The 20,701-nt window shown below is 42.7% G+C and carries 15 protein-coding genes; all 15 read right to left on the reverse strand.

Annotation, left to right across the window (positions count from 1 at the left end):
* Window positions 1-49: 49 nt before the first annotated feature.
* A complete protein-coding gene (locus tag ACFWMP_RS27510) occupies window positions 50-1,375 on the reverse strand; it encodes a sensor histidine kinase (RefSeq protein WP_379425400.1) in 1,326 nt (441 codons plus the stop codon).
* Window positions 1,376-2,044 (reverse strand): response regulator transcription factor, encoded by a 669-nt coding sequence (locus ACFWMP_RS27515; protein ID WP_042191977.1) that lies wholly within the window; start codon window positions 2,042-2,044, stop codon window positions 1,376-1,378.
* Window positions 2,045-2,071: 27 nt separating this feature from the next.
* Complete coding sequence (locus ACFWMP_RS27520; protein WP_339243541.1) at window positions 2,072-4,033, reverse strand: ABC transporter ATP-binding protein/permease; 1,962 nt, start codon at window positions 4,031-4,033, stop codon at window positions 2,072-2,074.
* Between the two features lie 195 nt (window positions 4,034-4,228).
* Entirely contained in the window at window positions 4,229-4,756 is a 528-nt protein-coding gene (locus ACFWMP_RS27525; RefSeq protein ID WP_149644850.1) for a DinB family protein, read from the reverse strand.
* A gap of 89 nt (window positions 4,757-4,845) precedes the next feature.
* Window positions 4,846-5,502: a response regulator transcription factor gene (locus tag ACFWMP_RS27530; protein ID WP_042191982.1), complete on the reverse strand. Its 657-nt coding sequence runs from the start codon at window positions 5,500-5,502 to the stop codon at window positions 4,846-4,848.
* A complete protein-coding gene (locus ACFWMP_RS27535) occupies window positions 5,480-7,861 on the reverse strand; it encodes an ATP-binding protein (RefSeq protein ID WP_052404428.1) in 2,382 nt (793 codons plus the stop codon). The genes ACFWMP_RS27530 and ACFWMP_RS27535 overlap by 23 nt, the downstream gene beginning before the upstream one ends.
* Window positions 7,862-7,890: 29 nt before the next feature.
* Window positions 7,891-8,064: a competence pheromone ComX gene (gene comX / locus ACFWMP_RS27540; RefSeq protein WP_156113188.1), complete on the reverse strand. Its 174-nt coding sequence runs from the start codon at window positions 8,062-8,064 to the stop codon at window positions 7,891-7,893.
* A 146-nt stretch (window positions 8,065-8,210) separates the two neighbouring features.
* Window positions 8,211-9,131 (reverse strand): polyprenyl synthetase family protein, encoded by a 921-nt coding sequence (locus tag ACFWMP_RS27545; protein ID WP_042191985.1) that lies wholly within the window; start codon window positions 9,129-9,131, stop codon window positions 8,211-8,213.
* Between the two features lie 209 nt (window positions 9,132-9,340).
* Window positions 9,341-9,568 (reverse strand): hypothetical protein, encoded by a 228-nt coding sequence (locus ACFWMP_RS27550; protein ID WP_042191987.1) that lies wholly within the window; start codon window positions 9,566-9,568, stop codon window positions 9,341-9,343.
* Between the two features lie 119 nt (window positions 9,569-9,687).
* Window positions 9,688-10,494, reverse strand: a complete 807-nt coding sequence (locus ACFWMP_RS27555) for a CPBP family glutamic-type intramembrane protease (protein WP_379425405.1) — start codon at window positions 10,492-10,494, stop codon at window positions 9,688-9,690.
* A 181-nt stretch (window positions 10,495-10,675) separates the two neighbouring features.
* Window positions 10,676-11,779, reverse strand: a complete 1,104-nt coding sequence (locus tag ACFWMP_RS27560) for an ABC transporter permease (protein ID WP_042191988.1) — start codon at window positions 11,777-11,779, stop codon at window positions 10,676-10,678.
* Window positions 11,776-12,897: an ABC transporter permease gene (locus ACFWMP_RS27565; protein ID WP_379425408.1), complete on the reverse strand. Its 1,122-nt coding sequence runs from the start codon at window positions 12,895-12,897 to the stop codon at window positions 11,776-11,778. The genes ACFWMP_RS27560 and ACFWMP_RS27565 overlap by 4 nt, the downstream gene beginning before the upstream one ends.
* Window positions 12,898-12,907: 10 nt before the next feature.
* Window positions 12,908-13,840, reverse strand: a complete 933-nt coding sequence (locus ACFWMP_RS27570; protein WP_379425410.1) for an ABC transporter ATP-binding protein — start codon at window positions 13,838-13,840, stop codon at window positions 12,908-12,910.
* 27 nt (window positions 13,841-13,867) lie between these two features.
* Entirely contained in the window at window positions 13,868-15,811 is a 1,944-nt protein-coding gene (locus tag ACFWMP_RS27575) for a beta-ketoacyl synthase N-terminal-like domain-containing protein (protein WP_379425412.1), read from the reverse strand.
* A gap of 11 nt (window positions 15,812-15,822) precedes the next feature.
* Window positions 15,823-20,691 (reverse strand): type I polyketide synthase, encoded by a 4,869-nt coding sequence (locus ACFWMP_RS27580; protein ID WP_379425414.1) that lies wholly within the window; start codon window positions 20,689-20,691, stop codon window positions 15,823-15,825.
* Window positions 20,692-20,701 lie beyond the last annotated feature (10 nt).

Raw genomic sequence — 20,701 nt, forward strand, 5'->3', positions numbered from 1 at the left:
CCCCCTCAAAGTTTACCTTTAGCTTTAGCATATTAACTATTCATGTGGTTTAGGTTCTAGGAATCGTTACAACAAACTGGGTTCCTTCTCCAACTTTACTCTCCACATCAATATTACAATCATGTATTTTTAGAATCTTCATCACAATGGAAAGTCCAAGTCCATTCCCTTTAAGAGCGCTGCTACGCGCTTTCTCCACCATATAAAATCGATCAAAGATAAGCGGAAGTGCTTCCTCAGGAATGCCTTTACCAGAATCTTTGATATATACCTTCACAAATTGCGCGTTCATCTCAATTTCAACATGAATGGTACCGTCTTGCCCCGTATATTTTATAGCATTATTTATTAAGTTCTGCCAGACCTGATCAAATAAATCTTTATCCACCGTGATCTCGCAAGGCAATAAATCCAATTCAATCATAATATCTTTCCGTGCCCACTGTGGTTCCGCTAATACGATCGTTCTTCTTAATTGTTCGTCTAATTGGAATGTGGTGGGATTAACCGGATGGTGCTCCGAATCGAGTGAGGCTAATCGGAGCAGATTATCACTAAGCCTAGATAGGCGTAAGGTTTCCTCATAGATAATATCCAGATGCTCTTTTTGCTCTTCTAATGGAATGACACCGTCTTGCAGCGCTCTTGTAAATCCTCTAATCGATGTAAGTGGTGACTGCATTTCATGAGAAACATTGCTGACAAAATCATCACGAACTGAGTCCATTTTCTGCAGCTCACTTGCCATACGATTAAAGCTCTCCATCAGTTCACCAAATTCATCTTTATTACGATAAGTCAATCGGACAGATAAATTGCCTGACGCCATTTCCTTCGCTGCAACAGTTAGCTTCTTAATAGGCTTCACAATATACCTAGACATGAACAAGATAAGCAAGCTTCCGATGACTAGTACAGCTAATAGTGTAAACAGAAGCGTAATTCTCAAGCCTCTTACAGTCGATGAAAAATCAATCTTAATAATGAAAGCACCTTTTCCATCATCTATCTTAGGAACCCCTACGATAGCAAGTCCACCCCTACCCGATAGAAAGACCGCATCGGTTGTGTTGGAATTGAATAAGATAGCAACTTTCTCCTTGTCTACAGAAAAAACAGATTCACTTGGCTCATTAACAACCGCTATATCTATACCAAATCGATTAAGCAGATCTGCAAATGCGTTTACTTTTTCCGGATCATCTATTAGATTTGTCACCTTTGCTATATCTTTAGCAATATTAATAAACATATGGTTTGGGGTATTATTTTTTTCTGAAAACTGCATAAAAAGAAAAAAGGAAATAATTAAACTGACTAAAACAATACCAATGAACGTAACGACGATTCGAAGACGTAGGCTTTTTCTCACCATCTAGGCTAGCTCCAGACGATAACCAAGTCCTCTTACTGTAGAAATGATGAACTGAGGGATGGGTTCAAGACGTTCTCTCAAGCGTTTGATATGCACATCAACCGTCCGCTCATCGCCTTCATAATCCATTCCCCATATATTCTCTATTAGCTGAGTGCGGGTGAATATTTGCCTTGGCGAACCCGCCAAAGCAAATAGCAATTCACATTCCTTCTTTTTCAATTCAACCATTTGATCGGCATTAGCGACTGTTAAATTCCCTAGATCAATCGTTACTCCCCCTAATTGAATAACATTCGAAGGGGTTACATGATATCTCTTTAATAAAGATTTCACACGCAGTACCAATTCAATGGGATCAAACGGCTTTACTAAATAATCGTCTGACCCCGCATTAAATCCTCTGACTTTATCCTTAGACTCTCCTTTGGCTGTAACCATTAGGATCGGCATATCAATATAAGATCGAATATCTTCTGTCAGTTCAATACCATCGATATGAGGCATCATCACATCCACAATCGCTAAATCTATTTTTGTATGAGCTAGAATGTCTAATGCTATTTGACCATCTTCCGCTTCCACTACGGAAAACTGATCTTTTTCAAGATATAATCGTATTAATTTGCGGATATGGGAATCATCATCAACCACTAGAATTGTGCTCATACATCAATTTCCTTTCCAACATTGTATTTATTCGTATCGCAGAGATTCCATTGGATCGAGCTTGGCAGCCTTCGATGAAGGCATCAAACCAGCGACAATACTAATCCCTGTACTTACAACTAATCCGAATACGATATAAGATCCAGATAAGTTAATAAGCTTTACGCCAAAAGCATTTTCCAAAAGTATATTTAAACCAAAGCTAATGATAGCTGCAAAGATTATTGCGAAGACACCACTAAATATACCCAATAATGCGGATTCGGAAAAGAATATTCGCTTGATATCTTTCTTTCTTGCTCCAATCGCACGAAGGATCCCAATTTCTTTCGTCCGTTCCACTACACTAATGTAAAGTACAACCAATATCATAATCCCTGATACGATGAGCGAAATCCCTGCAATACCAGATAGAACGATCGTAGCCATATCCACATAAGTCGTGATACGCTCCATGATTTTTGCCGTTTGGGAGCCCGAGAAGCCCGCATCAACAGCTGCTTTATTAATATCATTCACATATTTCATATCCGTTGCAAAAGCATTAACCTGAATCGGGCCAATGGTAATCCCTTTATCAGTATACATTTGCTCCAGTGTCTGTGTTGGAATATATCCTGTTGGTGACATTTGCGCTCTTGGATCAGTGGCTTCATAAACACCAGAGACCGTGATTTCTTTTTCCAATGTTATCGGTTTATGTTGAGCATCCATTTCATTAATATACAGATGAATAGACTTCCCTACCATAGCATTCGGTTGGTCATTTCCACTTAATTGACTCGCTATTTTCGTTGGTAATAATACTTCATTTTCTTTCGGTAAAGCCCCTGCTTTAATCGTCGCTTTATCAAATGTATCGTTTAAGGTGGTTAATTGTGTAAGACTACTCGTTTGTTCCCCAAAAACCGTGGTAGATTTGCCTGTAATGGTTGTTATGGTCTCTACATGATCTACATTTGGAAGGTTACGAATCGTCTCAACATCGGCCTTTGTAAACGTAACGCCGGGTAACATCATCGCTTCTGGGCCCTTCATGTCTTTGGCTTCTGGATTTGGCTTAGTGATATCTACCAGCAAAGGGTCCATACTTGAATTAATTTCATTATTAATATAGCTAGTGATCCCATTTCCTAAGGAAAGCATCAAGAGTACACTTAAAATACCTATTGATCCACCCAAAGCTACCAATACATTACGTTTGGCATTAAGCTTCATATTTTGAAGGGCCATTTTGAAAGAAGCCATTAAGCTGAGATTTCTGGCCGAACCATCTCCCCCATCGTAGGTAGCCATGGAACGTTCCTTCAAATGAATATCGTCTTTCACCAATCCCTCTTCAAGCTTAACGATACGGCTACCGTAATCAGCTACTTTCTGCGAGTGGGTCACGGTAATGACCAAGATTCCTCTTTTCGCTATGCTGTCCAACAAAACTAAGATTTGATCACCTGTATCCTTATCCAGCGCACCCGTAGGTTCATCTGCCAGTATAATATCTGGATTGTTCGACAATGCGCGTGCGATGGATACCCGTTGCTTCTGTCCACCGGACAGTTGATTCGGACGTTTTTTCAGATGATCCTTTAATCCTACCTCCGTCAAAATCTCTATAGCACGCTTATTACGTTCCTTCTCGCTTGTATTCGTCATCTGCATCGCAACCGTAACATTTTCCAAGACTGATAAGTGTGGAATCAGATTGAAGTTTTGAAATACGAAGCCGATGTTGTTCTTGCGATAATCATCCATTTCCTTTTCGGTCATCTTGCTTAGATTCTTCCCGCGAACAAGGACATCGCCCTCATAATCAGAGTCCATTCCACCAATGATATTCATTAGTGTGGACTTACCGCAACCAGACTCACCGAGGATGGAGACAAATTCACCTGTCTCAAAGCTTAAATTCACATCATGTAGTACTGGAACCTTTTCCTTACCATACAAAGTATACGATTTTTTAACATTCTTAACCTCTAATATGTTCATTCCGATCTCTTCCTCTCCTGGGTCACGCTCTTTATCTCTTCCTTTGATGTTGCCTATCCTAACAAATTTATGTGAACTGATAATGAACTGGAAACTTTCATGATTTGCATATAAAAAAACAACCTTCAATAACTGAGGTTGTCTTGTCCCGCGTAATATGATTCTGCATGAACAGCAATCATGCTCCTTCTTTCTTTAAGCTAGCGCTCTTTTTCGTATCAATCTAATTTGGCCTCTGTGATTAATTTCATCTTCGAATACATGAAACCACATGAAGTAGTAATTCGCCTGTTTGTTATGCCAGAATTCCTCTTCTGTATATAACCAGTCATCATCGACGGTTGCGAACCATTCATATGTTTTTTCCCTTACTTCATTTAAACGGTCTAAATAATAGCTAAGATCATGTCCTTTAATCATCGCCCTGCCTTCATCCCCTAAGTTCAGTGCCGGCCCCCATGTCGCTAACTCTTCTTCGGATAAGTCTCTTCCCTCAAATGTCGCAACTTGATACGCATACTCTACAGCAGCGTAATGTAATAATAATGCTCCTATAGAGTTGCTCTCCGAATCCAATAAATAGTCAAGCTGCTCTACACTTAAGTCTTTAACTGCCGCTAATGTGGTATGTCTTGCATAATTCATCATGGATAAAAGGCGACTAATTTGCGGCGAATAACCGGGGATATCTGTGATCAAATATATTTTGTCCATGTCTATCATAATGAGTGCTCTCCTTCATGTTTTGGAAATGTAAATAGGCTTATCTGAATGGCTCTGAAGCTTTGATTACAGGTAATGACACACAAAAATCAAAATTGCTCCGATCTAACAAGTCCGAGCCGCTTTCCCTCTACAATTGCTTCGGATCTGGAATGTACACTCAGCTTCTCAAAGATTCTCGTCAGGTTATACTCCACAGTTCTTTGTGACATTAAGAGCTTGCTGGCTATGTCCTTATTGCTTTTTCCACTGGCTACTTCCTGGAGTATTTCCTGTTCCCTTTGATTAATGGACACTTCTTCAATTAACTGATTATCACGATTGCCCGATATTTTAATATCATTTCTTCGAAGCTGTTTGAGTAAAGAAACCGGTATGACAGCCTCATTCCTCAGAGCGCAGCGTATCGTATTTAATAATTGTTCTCTGGATGCAGTCTTAGAGATAAATCCTGTAACCCCTGACTCCATCAACAGGTTATAATGTGCACTGATTTCATATCCGGTATAAATCACCACTTTTGATTCAGGATCAAGCTGAACAGCTCTTTTGGTGAATTCCAGTCCGCTGATCGTAGGCATGTTAAGATCGCATAAGATCACGTCAAATTCTTGCTTCTCCAGCATATCGAAAGCTTCTATTGCTGACAAAACAAAGGTAACCTCCATATCAGCATCCTGCTCAATCATATTTTTAGTCCCTTCTCCTACTGAAGGATGATCATCAACCAACAAGATACGTATCATCGTCATCGCCTCCTCTGTTCTTTCCTTCCGCAAAAGCTGTTGTCGGTAAATAAATAATGACCTCCAGCCCTTTACCCTTCTCCGAGTTAAACAGGCACTCTCCTTCTAAGCTTGCTACACGCTCTTTAATTCCGGACAGACCCATATGCTGAAAAGATTCTTTAATATCTAAGATATTCATGCCTACTCCATCATCCTTGTAACGGAAATAGAGTTGCTCTTGCTGGTCAAGCTCAATCTCAATCTGATTCGCTTTGGCGTGCTTTCCGGCATTTCTCAGAAGTTCCTGTACAATTCGATAAAGGGCAATCACTAGATCTTCGCTTAGCGCCCCTATTGGGCTTGATTTAAAGGTAATAATATAATTGGACTGTAACTGAGCATATTCAAACAAAATTTCTAGTGCCTTGACGATTCCAGTCTCTCTTAGTAGTGGCGGGCGTAGCTCATTGCAGGTCTCACGAATTTGATGGATAACATCTAATAAACCTTCTTTAATTTGAAGCAACTCAGGTAGGATTTCATTGGGAATAACATGATCCGAGATTAGCGTTTCAAGTCTACGAAGCCAAATGAGTTGATCCTGAAGCGCAGAATCATGTAAATCCGCCGCCAGCTTTCTTCGTTCATTCTCAGATAGGTTAAAGATCAGACGAAGAACCCATGGTGCCGCATGTTGATCTTTTTTCATTTCAGCTTCAAGGTCTTCAATCAGACCTTCTATCAGATATAAATTCTCATAGACAATGCTTGCATAGTTTGCAATGGTATTTAACCAATTTAGTTCATCTGTATTAAACTTGGTGTGATTCTTCTTATGATCAATCCATAAAAGGTGGAATTTCTTTTTGTGACGGCCGATTACGAGTGCTATCCCCTGCTGAAGCTGGACTACTTCGCCTACTTTAAGAACTGGAGATATCGAAACAAATTGTATATTGATCTCTTGTTCCGAATTGTCCACGATTTGTGCGAGATTACTCAAATCCTCATCTATCTCAAAAAAAGCCGACCGATTAACCGGTAGAATCTCATTGATTTCCTTGTAAAGTGCAGCCTCCAAATCAGATCGCTTCATCACTTTGGAAATTTGCTTGGAGAATCTCTCCAGACTGCCTTGATAATGATAAAGTTCACGAAAAAGCCTAGGTCGGAAATAATAATCTATTTTCTCCTTGAAAAATAAGAAGGCCGTAATCGATAAATAAACCACCAAGAACATCTGAACCCATTTGATCCAATCATATTCTTGCCTACTCTGTATGATCGCAAGTACAGCTACAATCATTAGTGCTGGAAGAAAGGCAATTAACAGATAATATTTAAAGCGATTAAAAGCAAAATCAATATCAAATAGTTGTTTAGCAGTTAGCAGATAAAAATAGGTAACCGGCATCAAAAATAAGAAGATCGTGGTGACCTCGAAAGGAATCAAGCTAACCCCAAAAACAATGGGTACAGCAGAGAAGAGAACAAACGGTGTAAACGCAAGAACGTGTCCGGTAAGCATAATTTTGAACATAGATTTAAATGCTGATTTCCGATTATTGATATATAGAGATAACAGCTTAAATATGCTGTATAGGATGCCAACCACAAAGAACCCGATAACAAACAGACGCATAAAGGAATATAAAGATCTATCCCACGAATATATGACTAAACTAAAGGTTGTAAGTATACTTAGAAGAATGACTAATCCATAGTATACCTTGAGTAGAAAAGTAGATATAAATTGGATATTAAACCGCTTCAGATAAACTTGGAGAAAGTGGATAAACACCACCGGAATTAAAGGCAGCATACAACTTAAAGTGATCCTACCGATGAGATCTGATCTGCTTGAGGCATAACCCGCAAAGTAAGTTACGCTCACCATCAAAAAAAATAAAATTAACAATTCAGCCGAACGTTCTCCTGCCCTTTTGCGATACAAAAAGAGACTTAATATCATTAGAAAAAGTAACGTTACTCCAGGGACTACAAGCTGTGTAAACTTGTGATAAAGTGAATACTCATTCTTTATATTGACATGCATATGAATGGAGTTTCCTTCGTTTGAGGTGCGGATAATATCCACTGATTGGACCTGCGCCAGGACATTATACCGCACCACTTTATCCGCTAGTTCGACGTCTACACCATTGACCTGAACTATGATATCTCCTAATCGTAAATTCTGTTTATAGCCTTCCTCAGACGCGCTGATTTCAGAGATAACATATTGTCCCTCTGTATTCTTCTCTATTCCCACTCCGAGCAGTACATTAGAGTATATTACTTGTACAGAGTGAATCAAAAGAAAAGAAAACAAACAAATCAATCCCGCTATGATGTAATTACGAATTTTAGCTGACATTTGAGGTCCCCCGAATTGATCTTAATGTTTTAGAACCAGGCATCCGTTATGAATTCATCACTCTTACTATTCTTACGAAGAAATGTATCCTTTAAAGCTAGCTGCTCAGCAGCTGGCATACCAGCAAGTTGCAGTTTTCCCGACAGAAGCTCATTAACCTTCATTGGCTCTTCTAACAAAACTTGGATCCATTCTTTCAACATTGTTAATTCCTCCCTTTTTTCTTCTTGCTCTCAATATATCAATAGAAATAGGGATGTAAAACGACAATGTGATTGATATTTACCGCAGTTTTTAATTGCGGTTACACTTGCGTGGACTTGCGGTCTCGGTGAGGAAGCTTGTGTAATTATTTTAACTGAAGAAGTAAAAGCTCTTTCCAATGGGCTTCCAGTTCCATCTGATCCACGAGTTCTAGAAATTTGTAATAATGTGTACGCATCCGAGCGGACGAATACAACAACGTACCAGAATCATTACATATCTGCTCGATCTCCTGCCTACGACTTAATATCCCTTCTGTTGTGCCTTTACCGTTAAAATAATCAATCAACCAATCCTGTTCCTCATTAGCAGCCATTTTCAGTAAATATAAGGTAGGCACTGTTCTCTTGCGATGCAAAAAGTCATTTTTCTCTTCCCAGTTTAGCAAATCACGGAGATCATTCTTCATTTGAGCAGCAATGCCCACTTCATTGATATAAACCGCTACCTTTTCGTTCCAATCCCCGCAAGCGAGAATAACGCCTATCATACAGGCAGAAATAAGCAGTGCCGAAGACTTTTGTTCAATTATGCTTATGTATTCTTCTTCGTTCTTGGATTCATTCATAAGGTCTAGGGTCTGACCATTGATGGCCGTAAGCATCTGCCGATTCATAATTTCGGATGCCTTCATTAGCCTGTCCTGCGGAAAGTCACAATCGAGTAAACCTTGATGTGCCAGCGTAAGGAAGCCTATCGCTATGTTTAAGGAGATCTCAGGTGGCGTCTGGCACCATATGGTGGAGGGTTGATCCTGATCCTGCAAATCATCAATAATGTCCAGTCCGAGTATCATTAACTCAATGGATGCGGCTGCACGATAAATATCTGTCTGTTCACCAGCAAACATCCGGTAGTGAATGACACATAACTTGCTGAACAATAAGGTTTCTTTCAACTTCACTTCCAGAAAAGCTACAGCTGTCTCATGTAGGTATCCTACTAAAAAGTATTTTTTGAGTAATTCCCGTAGTTCAGCCTCAACATTCTCCCTCAGTTGTTCCATTCGATCCCTCACCCTTGAGAAAATAACCACTTTACCATTTTAAAACAATTATTTTGAAAATAATATACCCTAACCCATATTATTCCTTATAGTTCAAAATACAAGAAACGACATGAAGATAATAGTGCACAGTATAAGAATGCTTATATTAAAAAAAGCGCCACCTTTCCTATAATGAAGACTAGGAAAAATATGACGCTTACTGTGGCTTAGGGTTCTCTGACGTTCAACTCATCCTTCTTAGATGGATGAGCCTCCAAGTAGTCCTGTGGGAGACTATTATTCTGACGATTCATAAATAGTGATTTCCCCAGCATTTGTAATACTAGCGAGTAAACCATCTTCATGCGGGTGCCTACTAATAATTCCCGGGTAGATAGATCCTCCAGATCTCCTTGGTACTCACCCAGCTCCTCCTCATCCGATAAACTAGGCATACACTCACTTCCTTTTCAATGAGCAGTGTTATACCGTTATCATATGATAGAAGTAGCTGCTTCACACCGAAAACCTTATTGCAATCTCCCGCCATTCTTTTACGTTTATCCAAAGCTCGTTAAATCATCAGATCGGATGTAGCTGCTTGCCGCTTCTTTCTTCGGTTGTGATTAAGTATCCAGATGGCCGTAGCGCCGTATATGATAACGGGGACTATCCCACTCTCCCCCGCAATATATTCCAGCATTGGTGACGAAGTAGATGAAATATTACGAAACACGCTGTCTACAGCATTATTAGTTCCATGTAAAAGTACAGCCGGCCAGATACTGCCTGAGGTCAGGCGTAATTCATTTATAACGATTCCTGCAAAAACAACAGATAGGGTGAACAAGCCTACTACAATATAACGGTTCCCTGAAGAATGATAAGCACGAGGGCCAAGAATTGCCGGGTAATGCCATAATGCCCAAATGAAGCCCATTGTTATACTTGAGCTCACTCTGCCCATCCACTGAAAACGCGGGAGGAGCCAGCCTCGCCAGCCTATTTCTTCTCCCAAGGCGGACAGCGAACCAAGCACAATATACACAGCCAAGTAAACACCCGTCTCGATCCATGAATTGGGAGAAATCAAGCCTGATTTCCATCCACTCCAATAAACTGTATAGCCCGCTCCCAGTGAAAATAAGGGAATGAGCAAAGCCAATATGTACTCTTGTCCTCCTCTAAATTTAAAGCCCAGCCTTCTCCAGCCTGCCGAACTGTATCCATCCCTTACAACGAGAAACATCATGATACACACCGCAAAAAACGGAGTATACCCGTATATGCCTTGTAATGAATCCGGGAGCAGCAGCATGCCAAGCGCCATGGCCCATACAATGGCAATAAATATCAGGGATTGTTTCTTATCCGAGATCAATCTCCTCACCTACCCTTGTCTATTATATTTTGAATAAGCAACACATGCATTATATACAAAATATGATAGAATTATACATTAAGATAGATTCATAGAGAAAAAATAGATTAAGGCCGTGCTCTAAAGTGAACATCATTCACATTAGAGCACGGCCCTTTTCCAGCATATTCGATTAGCTTATTTATACGATTCTCGGCTTACGAATACTGCTTAACAAGAAGAGCAATAGGAAGAACAATAGCAATACCCCCGTCTCCAGATAAAGGGAAGAGAAACCTTTGCCGTTCAGAATTTTCTCCGCTGCGATAAGGATCCAGGTCGTCGGAACAAACTCACTGATTCCTTTCAGTACAGAAGGCATCATTTCTCTTGGCCAGAAGCATCCACCCAGCATACAAATAGGAACATTAATCAAACCGATTAACGCATTGGCCTGCCTGGTTGTTGACGAGAAGCTGCTGACTAGTACACCCATGGAGATGCATACTAGCGAGAATAACATAAAGAAAAGGATTAGTGTTACGAGATGCGTTCCCATATCAAGCTTGAAGCCCTTAATCATGACATAAAACACAATAAGAATCTGGAAGACCGATAAGCCCAAGAAACTCAGAATATTCTGAAGCATGTAGCTCTTCTGTTTCATGGGTGAATACAAGAGACGCTTGTATACACCCGAGGTCTTATCTTCGATAATCATCGTTGTAGAAGTTGTAATCAAGAATACCATGCTCATGACCAGAAATCCCAAGGCTCGCAACGATTGACTGAGGTCCCGCCCCTTGTCTTCGATGACCTTTAGTTCGGAAGTGAAGCTTCCGTTCTGATAGAGCTTTAATCCCTCATAAAAGCTCTCGCTGCTCCCTCCAGAGGATTTCCCTATATTTGCAGCAGCATTAGTAAAACTTTGAATATCCATTTTGATGGGGAGCGTTGCATCGGATTCCTCCACACTAAAGGTCTTAATCTTGGCGTCCTGCCCTTGAATCAATTTTTCCGTGAGCCCTTGATCGATTTGAATCGCGTAATCAATCTTGTTATTAATTAATTGATCCTGTATATCCTCTTTCTTCAGTACAATCAACCGACTGTCCTTCGATAATTTGTCTTGAATCATTTGAGTGTAAGGCGTCTTATCCTCGTCGGCAATACCAACCTTATATTTACTCTGCTGTACGGAACCTCCGATAATAATCATTGTGAACACAATAGGTATAACCAACATGGTGATAAGCTTACCCTTCTTCTTGAACAACCGCTTGAGATTATTTTGGAATATAATCATGCTAACTTCCTCCTAGCTCCCCATCCGGAAATGATAAAGATTACCGCAATAATGGTCCATAAGGCAATAAAGCATGAGGCCGAACCTACTGTACCTCCATAAATATTATTGAAAATAATCGTCTGCCCTAAATAATTAGGCGATAAATACATGAGCTGCTCAAGGTCTAGCTTGACATATCCTCCACCAATAAAAGTCATGATCGGCACCAGCATATTTAGAATAGATGTAGAGCGTGCCTGATCCTTAGACAACATGCTGATCATAACTCCCAAGGCAGTTGAAAGCACGGCCAGTGTCAGCACCACCAGCATAATCATTCCTGGATTTGCTCCCCAGTTCGCATCAAATGCTACTTTAGTAAAGAAGTAGACGATCATAGCCTGCACGAACAATAGGGTGACACAACCGATGATCTTACCCACAAAATGCTGCATAGGTCTCATCGGCGAACTGCGAAGCCTACGTCCAAGCGCGCCTGTGAAGTCCTGTGACATCTCATCACTACCGTATAATGCCCCTGCCATCAGGGTAAGCATGAGCATGGTTACTGCATAATAGTCCATAGATCCCGGTGTCTTACCACCAACAGAAACGGGAACCTCTTCTATCCCTCCAGACTTGGCATCATAATTCATTTTGGAATCCAGCTTAGCAAGTGCCTCTGTAGTATTAGCACCGATGATAAAGCTGTCGACAATGTTCTGTACAATCGTTACCCGGCTGTTCTTCACGTTATTGCTATAGATAGAGATAGCGCTCTTTTTCTTATCCATAATCGCCTTCGAGTAATCCTGATTCAGATAGATGAATGCGGAAGCATCGCCATCTTTTACGCTCGTCATCCCTTCCTCTTCACTCTTCACCTCTTTGACGTTAAGCAATGTGGTGATCGCTTCGAGCTTAAGAAACTCATCGAAATTACGGGAGACATCCCCTGCATCCGCGTTGTAGTATACGACGGAGGTCTTCTCCAGCTTAGTTGGCTCAAAAACCCCTTGCAGCGCGGTTCCTAGAATTAGTGTGATCAGCAGCGGCATAAACAATCTTTTGACAAACGTCCGGTAATCCCTAACGTTCGTGATGATCGTGTAATACGCGATATATAAAATGTTCATAAGGTACCTCCTAATCCCGAAGGGTCCTTCCGGTTAGAGTAAGAAAGACGCTTTCCAGGCTAGGTCGCTCAACACCTATGGTAATAATCTCAGCGTGTGCGCTGGTTAATCGTTCAATCATACGGGTCAAGTTATTGCTGCCTTTTGTCGAAACGACTGTAATTCTGTTCTCATCTACCAAGCACTCAGTTACGCCTTCTACATTCTTCAGACTGTCTGCAAACATTTGACTCGTCGTAGCCACTTCGATAAAGGTCTTCTCCTCATTTGCGATTTGTTCCTTCAGTTCTTCACTAGTGCCGCAAGCGATTAAACGACCTTCATCCATAATGGCAATGGAGCTGCAAATCTCCTCAATCTCCTCCATGTAATGGGAGGTATAAATGATAGTGGAGCCTCTCCGGTTTAATTCGCAGATAGATTCGAGAATATGATTTCTGGACTGGGGATCTACGCCAACCGTGGGTTCATCCATAATAATCAGCTTCGGCTGGTGTACGATCGCACAAGCAATATTTAATCGGCGCTGCATGCCTCCTGAATATTTGCCCGGCTTATCCTTTCTGCGGTCCCATAATCCTGTGAAATTTAATGCTTCTTCTACCCTTTCCTTAAGAAGCTTTCCTTTCAATCCATAAAGCTTGCCGAAAAACGTTACATTCTCGTAGGCAGTCAGCCCTTGGATTACGGCAATATCCTGCGGAACAACACCGATTTGCTTTTTGATTTCCGTTCCTGCGGATTTCATCGTTTTGCCAAACAGAAGAATCTCGCCTTCCTCAGGATCACTCAATCCACAAATAGTACTAATCAAAGTTGTCTTCCCTGCACCATTCGGGCCTAGCAGACCGAAGATTTCGCCTTCTTTTACCGTCAGACTTACTTGATTTACAGCCGTTTTATTCTGGTAGCGTTTTACGATGCCATTCAGTTCCAATATCATTAACTCTCACTCCTCTTAGATAATTGATTATTGAGCCCAGTGGCGAGTACGGTTAAAGGGATACACCGGCACACTCAGCTTGTTCCAGCTTGAATCCTTATACCATAGCTTCCAGTCCAGTACGGCTCCGTTAACGAATAATTGGCAGATCTCCCGCGCAATTTCCGTCTGTTCTACGGGTGCCTTTCTATCCTGCAATGCTGCTTGGAGAAGCAGGTTTGCTGCCTCCGACTGTTTTCTCCTCTGGCTTTCGGTGATCGCAGTGTCAGTTGATCCTGCTGCGTATATTCTCTTATCCCGTAAATACCTTATACCACTGCTGATGATCTCCTGAAGACAGATAAGCAGTTCCTCTAGGCTCGTAACTGGAATAGCCAAACGGTACTCATGCTGACCTCTCCCTGTATTGGCTGTATGGCATAAGTCTCCTATAGCGCTTGAAGGGTGATCCTCAATCCAGGAGATATACGCGTTCACCAATCGGATCAGCGAAGTCTCGTTAGTGGCTGAAAGTGTGAAGATATGCGTTTTCAGACGCTGTTCCTTCTCTGGCGAAGTTGTTTTGGAGACCGCAACCTCTTTGCTGCTATTGTCACTGAAAGCTTCCTCCACAATTAGATGACAGTTGGTTCCGCTATAGCCATAAGAATTGATTCCCGCTCTTCTCGGAGTGCCTTCAACCTCCCAAGCTACCTTTCGATCGTTCACATAAACGGCAGACTGAACAAATGGGATAAAGGGATTTGGCTCTTGAAAGCCGCCACTTGGAGGTAGCGTCTTGTGCTTAAGTGCACCGATCACCTTGAGCAAGGAGGCAACACCCGAACCGGCAACCAGATGACCAATGTTTCCTTTCGTAGAGCCTATCGCACAGAACTGTTTCTTATCTGTCCGTGTTCTGAAAGCAGAAGTGATTCCGCTAAGCTCTATCGAATCGCCAAGCTTTGTCGCGAGTCCGTGTGCCTCTAAATAGGTAATCGTTTCAGGATCTATCTTGGCATCTTCCCAAGCATCAGTAATTGCATTTCGGATTCCCTCTGCGCTCATTTCCGCCAGTTTACTTGTGCTTCCATTATTACTGAGAGCACTGCCCTTTATGATGGCATGAATGTGATCTCTATCCTGTACGGCCTTCTGCAGGGGCTTCAATAAGAGAACTACTACTCCTTCTCCCCAGGTTACCCCTCCAGGACTGCGGTCAAAGACTCGCGTAGTATCTTTGCTAGTCTCAAGCATGCTGTTCTGAACGATAGGATACAGAAAGAGATTAATACCACCCGTAATGGCCATAGTGCATTCTTTATTCCGAATGGCTTGGCAGGCCGTATGTACGGCTGCCATGCCGGAAGAACAACCGGTATCCACAACTAGACTAGGACCGTTAAGATTCAAGTAATTCGAGATCCGACTGGCCAGAATTCCTGTCCATGAGCCTAAGAGCGTATCTGCATCCCTCGTTCTTTGAACATCCAAGTAAGAAAACAACATGCGATGGGTATGATCATTACCAACATATACACCAGTCTTACTGCCATGGAGCTTTGTTCCCCCATATCCCCCCTCTTCGAGCGCTTCATAGGCTGTTTCTAGAAAGAGTCTTTGATAGGGATCTATACTTTCTGCTTTCTTCGAAGGAATCCGAAAGAATTCAGCATCAAATTGATCCAGATTCTCTAAATATCCACCGCTGAAATAAGGATCACTGCCACGCAGATGCTCCGGTAGGAAGACATCCATGTCCTGCTTTCTGCCTTCCGGGAAAGGAATAACCGAGGAGATACCCTTCTCCATGTTGCTCCAGAATTGCTGTGGATGGTCAGCACCCGGCAGTTTACAAGCCAGACCGATAATCGCAATGTCACGGTTAACTGGGGCCATCTTTTTCAGCATAGTTAAGGCTGTACCTCTATCGAGTTCACCTTTTTGAAGAAGCTCCAGGATTTTGCGATTGATTACCTCCGCCTCACTCATGCTCCCCCTCCTTACTCCAAATCTGCGGCGATAAACTCAAGGACACTAGCCATATCCGCATCTCCGGTCTCAAACTGTCCAAGTAATTGATCCAGATATTCTTCTTCTTTAGCATCCTTATTCTCAGTCGCAGAAGATGGTTGGATTACCCCTCGTTTGGTATCGATATATTCCGCCATCTCAGCTACATTCGAATAGGTAAACATATCAGAAATATCAACGAGATCTGGGTATTCACGATCGATGTACTTTAACAGCTCGGTGGCCATAATTGAGTCACCACCCATCGCGTTGAAGCTCTCATAGATGTCGATCACAGGCATGTTTAAACCGCGGGCATAGATATTGGCAATGGTGCGTTCAGTCTCCGTGTATTCATCTTCACCCTTCCCACTAAAGGTGATTTCACCAAGCGGTTGTGGTGTTGCGGAACCCCCTGCCGCCCCCGCATGCTGCTGATGTTTGCTGAGCATTTTACGTAAAGAGAGAGACAGACTCATCGGTAATTGCGGCTCGATCGCTGAGAGTAGCGTAAGATTGATTTCACCAGGGATCACATTGGATAGATCCGTTTCTAGGAGCTGGCTGATCACTTCAAAAGCTCGCTCATTATTCACGGAGCGGAAGAGCACTACATCCTCAGAAATGTTGTAGTCCACTGCCATTCCGACCTCACTCCAAGCTGGCCAGTTTACTGTGGCTGTTTTGCCTGCCACCTTGCGGCGCTGGGAGGAGAATGCATCCAGATAGCTGTTGGCTGCTGTGTAATCGCCTTGGCCTCTTGAACCGAACAAGGTAGCGATGGAAGAGAAGCTGATGAAGAAATCCAATTGATCTTCCCTTGTCAAATGATCCAGCAGCCACGTTCCATACAGCTTTGGATGAATAACTTCATCAAAGTTTCCCTTCTCTTTGCGAATTAGGAATCCGTCACCAGCTACACCTGCCCCATGGAATACTCCGTTGATTCTTCCGAACTTATGACGCAAGGTACTTAAAGCTTCCGTTACCTCATCTTCGTTACTAAGATCAGCACTGAAGCACAACACTTCGGATCCCAGCTTCTCAATTTCTTGGATCTTCAATAATTTGTCGACAAGGGTCTGTTGTTCGCCTTGTTCGATAATAGTTGCCCAGTCTGCTTTATCTGGCAGCTGTGACCGGTTAATTAAGCCTAAACGAACCGGCTGTTTGGAGGCCAAATGGCGTGCCAGTGCCAACCCGATTCCACCAGTACCTCCAGTGATCACATAGACACCATCAGCCGTAATCTCCACCGGCTCCGACTTGACTTGATCCCAATCCACATGGCCCAATTGCTCGGTATATCGCTCGTTCTCACGATAAGCTACCCGAAAGCTTGGAGCTGTGGTTCCAATCTCAGCAATAACACGTTCAACCGAAGTGTTCGGGTCTATTTCGATACTGCGGCAGGAAAGTTCCGGGAACTCCTGAGCCACTACCTTCGATAACCCTAGCAATGCAGCATTATGCGAATGAATAACACGTTCTTCCCCATTCACTTCATGAGCATTATCTGTAAGAATGATAAGTTCAAATTCCTGTTTTACTTTGCTCTGAACATACGCTCGGCTCAAATGGTAAAGGCTGTCTACCCCTTGCTTCACGGCTTGCTTCAGTTCAAAGAGTTCATTGATTTGTTGTTCTCCAGCTAATGACAAGGTATGAATGATTTTATGAATTCCACTGCCAGCCAGATCTTCGAACATCCGGCGATATCCAGACTCCGTACCATCAATGATGATATGGTTGTCATCGATCTGCTCATAAGCCTCTCCCCACTGCGATTCAACGATGCTCATGCCCTTATTATGCAATTCTGCCATTAGTGACCGCGTAAATTCTGAATCTTGTTTAAGAATGAGAATCTTTTCTCCGGAAGCGAAAGCTGGAGCTTCTTCCATGATCGGAGCAGCTACCCATGATGTTTTGTAGTAATGATGAAGCTGGTTCGATTCTTTAAATTGTTTCACTTGAATTCGCTTAATCGTGTACTCTTCGATTTCTGCGAATACTTTGCCGTCCATATCTGTCAAAGAAATATTAAATTTGATCGTTTCTTTGTTCTTGGACTCTTTCTCAATTTTGCGGATATGTGTATAGAAGCGTTCAGGCATTGATCTATAAAACTTGAAGTTCTTATAGGAGAGAGGAAGATACATACCCTCACCGAAGCTTTGTGTAGCAGCATTAACGGCATTGTCGAGCATGCCGGGATGTAATCCATACTGCTCCAAATCCGAAATGAAGGCTTCAGGAATGTTAAGCTCGGCAACAACATCCTTTTCTCCTAAGTAGACTTGCACTACATTCAGCCATCTTGGACCGAAGGTAACTCTGCCACTCTTGTTCGTTAATGCATCATTATCGACAATCAACTCACGGCGTCCGCTCTGATTTTGTAATTGCTCCAGAGGATAAAATACATCTTGGACATCAGACATCGGATAAATATCTACCTCCATATGGGCGGTCCACGTTCCAGCAGCTTCTTCCTCCTGCTTCGCTTCACTCGCTACGATCAGGTGGAGATGATCCCGTTCCCTCTGCACGATAAACTGTACTTCTTTATTCTCTTCTTCTCTTACCGAAACTGGGGAAAGGAAGATGATATCCTTCAATTCCAGACCGCCGTTCGGATAATATCTTTTTCCAATTTCTCTGGCAATTTCCACGTAAGCGGTGCCTGGTACGATGCAGGTACCAAATAGCATGTGGTCCTTCAGCACCCAGTGCTTTTCTGTGTTTAGAGAGACCGAATAAATCTCCTGCTTGTAGGACTTGAGAATACAGCGGTCAATCAAAGGATAATTCCCCTCTTTCACAGGTTCCGCTGCTGCCTTCAACTTACTGACCTTAATCTCTCCCCAATACGGAGTGCGTTCAAAAGGGTATACTGGTAGACTCACCTTCTGTATCGCCTGACCTTGATACAAGATAGACCAGTCGATCATAGCTCCTTCTACGTAGAGCTTTCCTAGCTGGTGGTAGGGATTAACCATCTCAGGCTCCGTATGGATTTTCGTTAGAAATAGGGTAACTTGCTTCCCTTTCTCCGTAAGAATCCGTCTCTCGCTTTCGGAAATTTCACCTTCATCCTTCAGCTTCTTCTTATCAGAGACCACCTTATGTTTGCCAAAATAGATATCCGGCTGATCTTGGATTGATTCTAAGCCTTCGCGGTGTACCCAGGCTATTTTGCTGCGAAGCTCCTCTACGTTTCGGGCAACAACAGACAATCTGTAATCGAAATGCCCGCGGCCAGTATTAGAGGTGTAGCAGATTTGGGCTAGACTGGCCGATGGTGAACCTGCTAAGTATTTATTGTAGCGATCGACAATACGCACCAACGCTTCTTTGCTTTTACCGGATAACGTCAGCATTTGCTGCTCATCTGCTGCTTCCTTGCTCGATTCAATTCTTTCCGGTGCCTCCTCCAGCACGATATGGCAGTTCGTACCGCTAAATCCGAACCCGCTCACACCACCTCTGCGAGGATGTTCCCCCTTATCCCAAGTTGTGAGTCGATCTACAACGTACAGTGGGGAATCCGTGAATGGAATGTGTGGATTCGGCTCCTCGAAATGGAGGCTGGCTGGTATTTTTTTATTCTTAAGACTTAAGATCACCTTCAGAATACCAGCAACACCAGATGCACCAACCAGATGTCCCATGTTCGTCTTGGCTGAACCGATCCCGCAGAATTGACTTTTGGTCGTCTTCTTACGGAACGCATTGCTCAGACCTTTGATCTCAATCGGATCTCCAAGCAAGGTTCCCGTGCCATGTGCTTCAATGTAGCCAATGGTTTCAGGGTTAATTCCAGCCTGTTCCCAAGCTTTGGTGATTACTTCCTCCTGTGCGATTGGATTAGGAGAAGTAATTCCGTTGGAAGCACCATCATTATTAGCTGCACTTCCTTTGATTACGGCATATATATGATCTCCATCCGCAAGTGCCTTTTGTAGCGGCTTCAGCAGCAGTGCTGCAACACCTTCACCAAATACTGTACCTGTAGATTTCTTATCGAAGGTTCTGACGATGTTATCCGTGGAGGCCACCGAACTAAGTACGTCATCACTTCCGTCTTCAGTATTGCCTTGAGCAGAGGTTCCCACGGAAATTCCGCCGGCAATTGCCATATCGCACTCCTGATTCCGCAAGGCTTGACTGGCGGTGTGAATAGCCACCAGACCAGAAGAGCAGGCGGTGTCGACCACCATGCTCGGTCCACGCAGATTGAACAAATAGTTAATCCGGCTAGCCAGTATGCCTTCCCATGTCCCCGTCAAATGCATAGGGTCCGGTTCCGTCAAGAAGCGGTAGAACGTTCCAGAGGTGCAGTCTCTTCCTACATAGACACCAGTATTGGTGCCGACAATGCGATCTCCGCCATACCCTCCGTCTTCAACAGCACTCCATGCAGTTTGCAAGAACAGTCGCTGTGCAGGGTCCATAAAACGTGCTTCGCGTGGAGGAATATTGAAGAATCCCGCATCGAACATTTCAATATCCTTGATATAGCCAGCTTTAACACTCTGTGATTCTTTTTTCTCTTCCTCTGACATCAGCTTCTGGCCAAGGAACTCCGCATAATGGGCGTTATCACTTAGAGGAGAAAAATATTTTCTGCGTTCTTCCGGGTATTCCACCATGCAGGACTCCCCGTTCTCTAAGTGATTCCAGTAAGCCTCTGGAGAGTCTGTATCTGCGAAATTACAGGCAATTCCAATAACTGCAACATCACTATTTTGCTTGTTATCCGAATTGTGTATTTCTAATAGGAGGTTTTTAGCATCTTTTTGTGACAGATTTTGTCCAGCTACTTGTTCCAAAATATACTTTTTAACTTGCTGCATCTTCCCATCT

The sequence above is a fragment of the Paenibacillus sp. NPDC058367 genome (genome assembly GCF_042723305.1).
Classification (GTDB): domain Bacteria; phylum Bacillota; class Bacilli; order Paenibacillales; family Paenibacillaceae; genus Paenibacillus_AQ.

What these genes read in the sequence shown, in the direction of transcription:
- ACFWMP_RS27510 (WP_379425400.1), bottom strand. Translation starts at nt 1,375, where the DNA reads ATGGTGAGAAAAAGCCTACGTCTTCGAATCGTCGTTACGTTCATTGGT.
- ACFWMP_RS27515 (WP_042191977.1), bottom strand. Translation starts at nt 2,044, where the DNA reads ATGAGCACAATTCTAGTGGTTGATGATGATTCCCATATCCGCAAATTA.
- ACFWMP_RS27520 (WP_339243541.1), bottom strand. Translation starts at nt 4,033, where the DNA reads ATGAACATATTAGAGGTTAAGAATGTTAAAAAATCGTATACTTTGTAT.
- ACFWMP_RS27525 (WP_149644850.1), bottom strand. Translation starts at nt 4,756, where the DNA reads ATGATAGACATGGACAAAATATATTTGATCACAGATATCCCCGGTTAT.
- ACFWMP_RS27530 (WP_042191982.1), bottom strand. Translation starts at nt 5,502, where the DNA reads ATGATACGTATCTTGTTGGTTGATGATCATCCTTCAGTAGGAGAAGGG.
- ACFWMP_RS27535 (WP_052404428.1), bottom strand. Translation starts at nt 7,861, where the DNA reads ATGTCAGCTAAAATTCGTAATTACATCATAGCGGGATTGATTTGTTTG.
- comX (WP_156113188.1), bottom strand. Translation starts at nt 8,064, where the DNA reads ATGTTGAAAGAATGGATCCAAGTTTTGTTAGAAGAGCCAATGAAGGTT.
- ACFWMP_RS27545 (WP_042191985.1), bottom strand. Translation starts at nt 9,131, where the DNA reads ATGGAACAACTGAGGGAGAATGTTGAGGCTGAACTACGGGAATTACTC.
- ACFWMP_RS27550 (WP_042191987.1), bottom strand. Translation starts at nt 9,568, where the DNA reads ATGCCTAGTTTATCGGATGAGGAGGAGCTGGGTGAGTACCAAGGAGAT.
- ACFWMP_RS27560 (WP_042191988.1), bottom strand. Translation starts at nt 11,779, where the DNA reads ATGATTATATTCCAAAATAATCTCAAGCGGTTGTTCAAGAAGAAGGGT.
- ACFWMP_RS27565 (WP_379425408.1), bottom strand. Translation starts at nt 12,897, where the DNA reads ATGAACATTTTATATATCGCGTATTACACGATCATCACGAACGTTAGG.
- ACFWMP_RS27570 (WP_379425410.1), bottom strand. Translation starts at nt 13,840, where the DNA reads ATGATATTGGAACTGAATGGCATCGTAAAACGCTACCAGAATAAAACG.
- ACFWMP_RS27575 (WP_379425412.1), bottom strand. Translation starts at nt 15,811, where the DNA reads ATGAGTGAGGCGGAGGTAATCAATCGCAAAATCCTGGAGCTTCTTCAA.
- ACFWMP_RS27580 (WP_379425414.1), bottom strand. Translation starts at nt 20,691, where the DNA reads ATGCAGCAAGTTAAAAAGTATATTTTGGAACAAGTAGCTGGACAAAAT.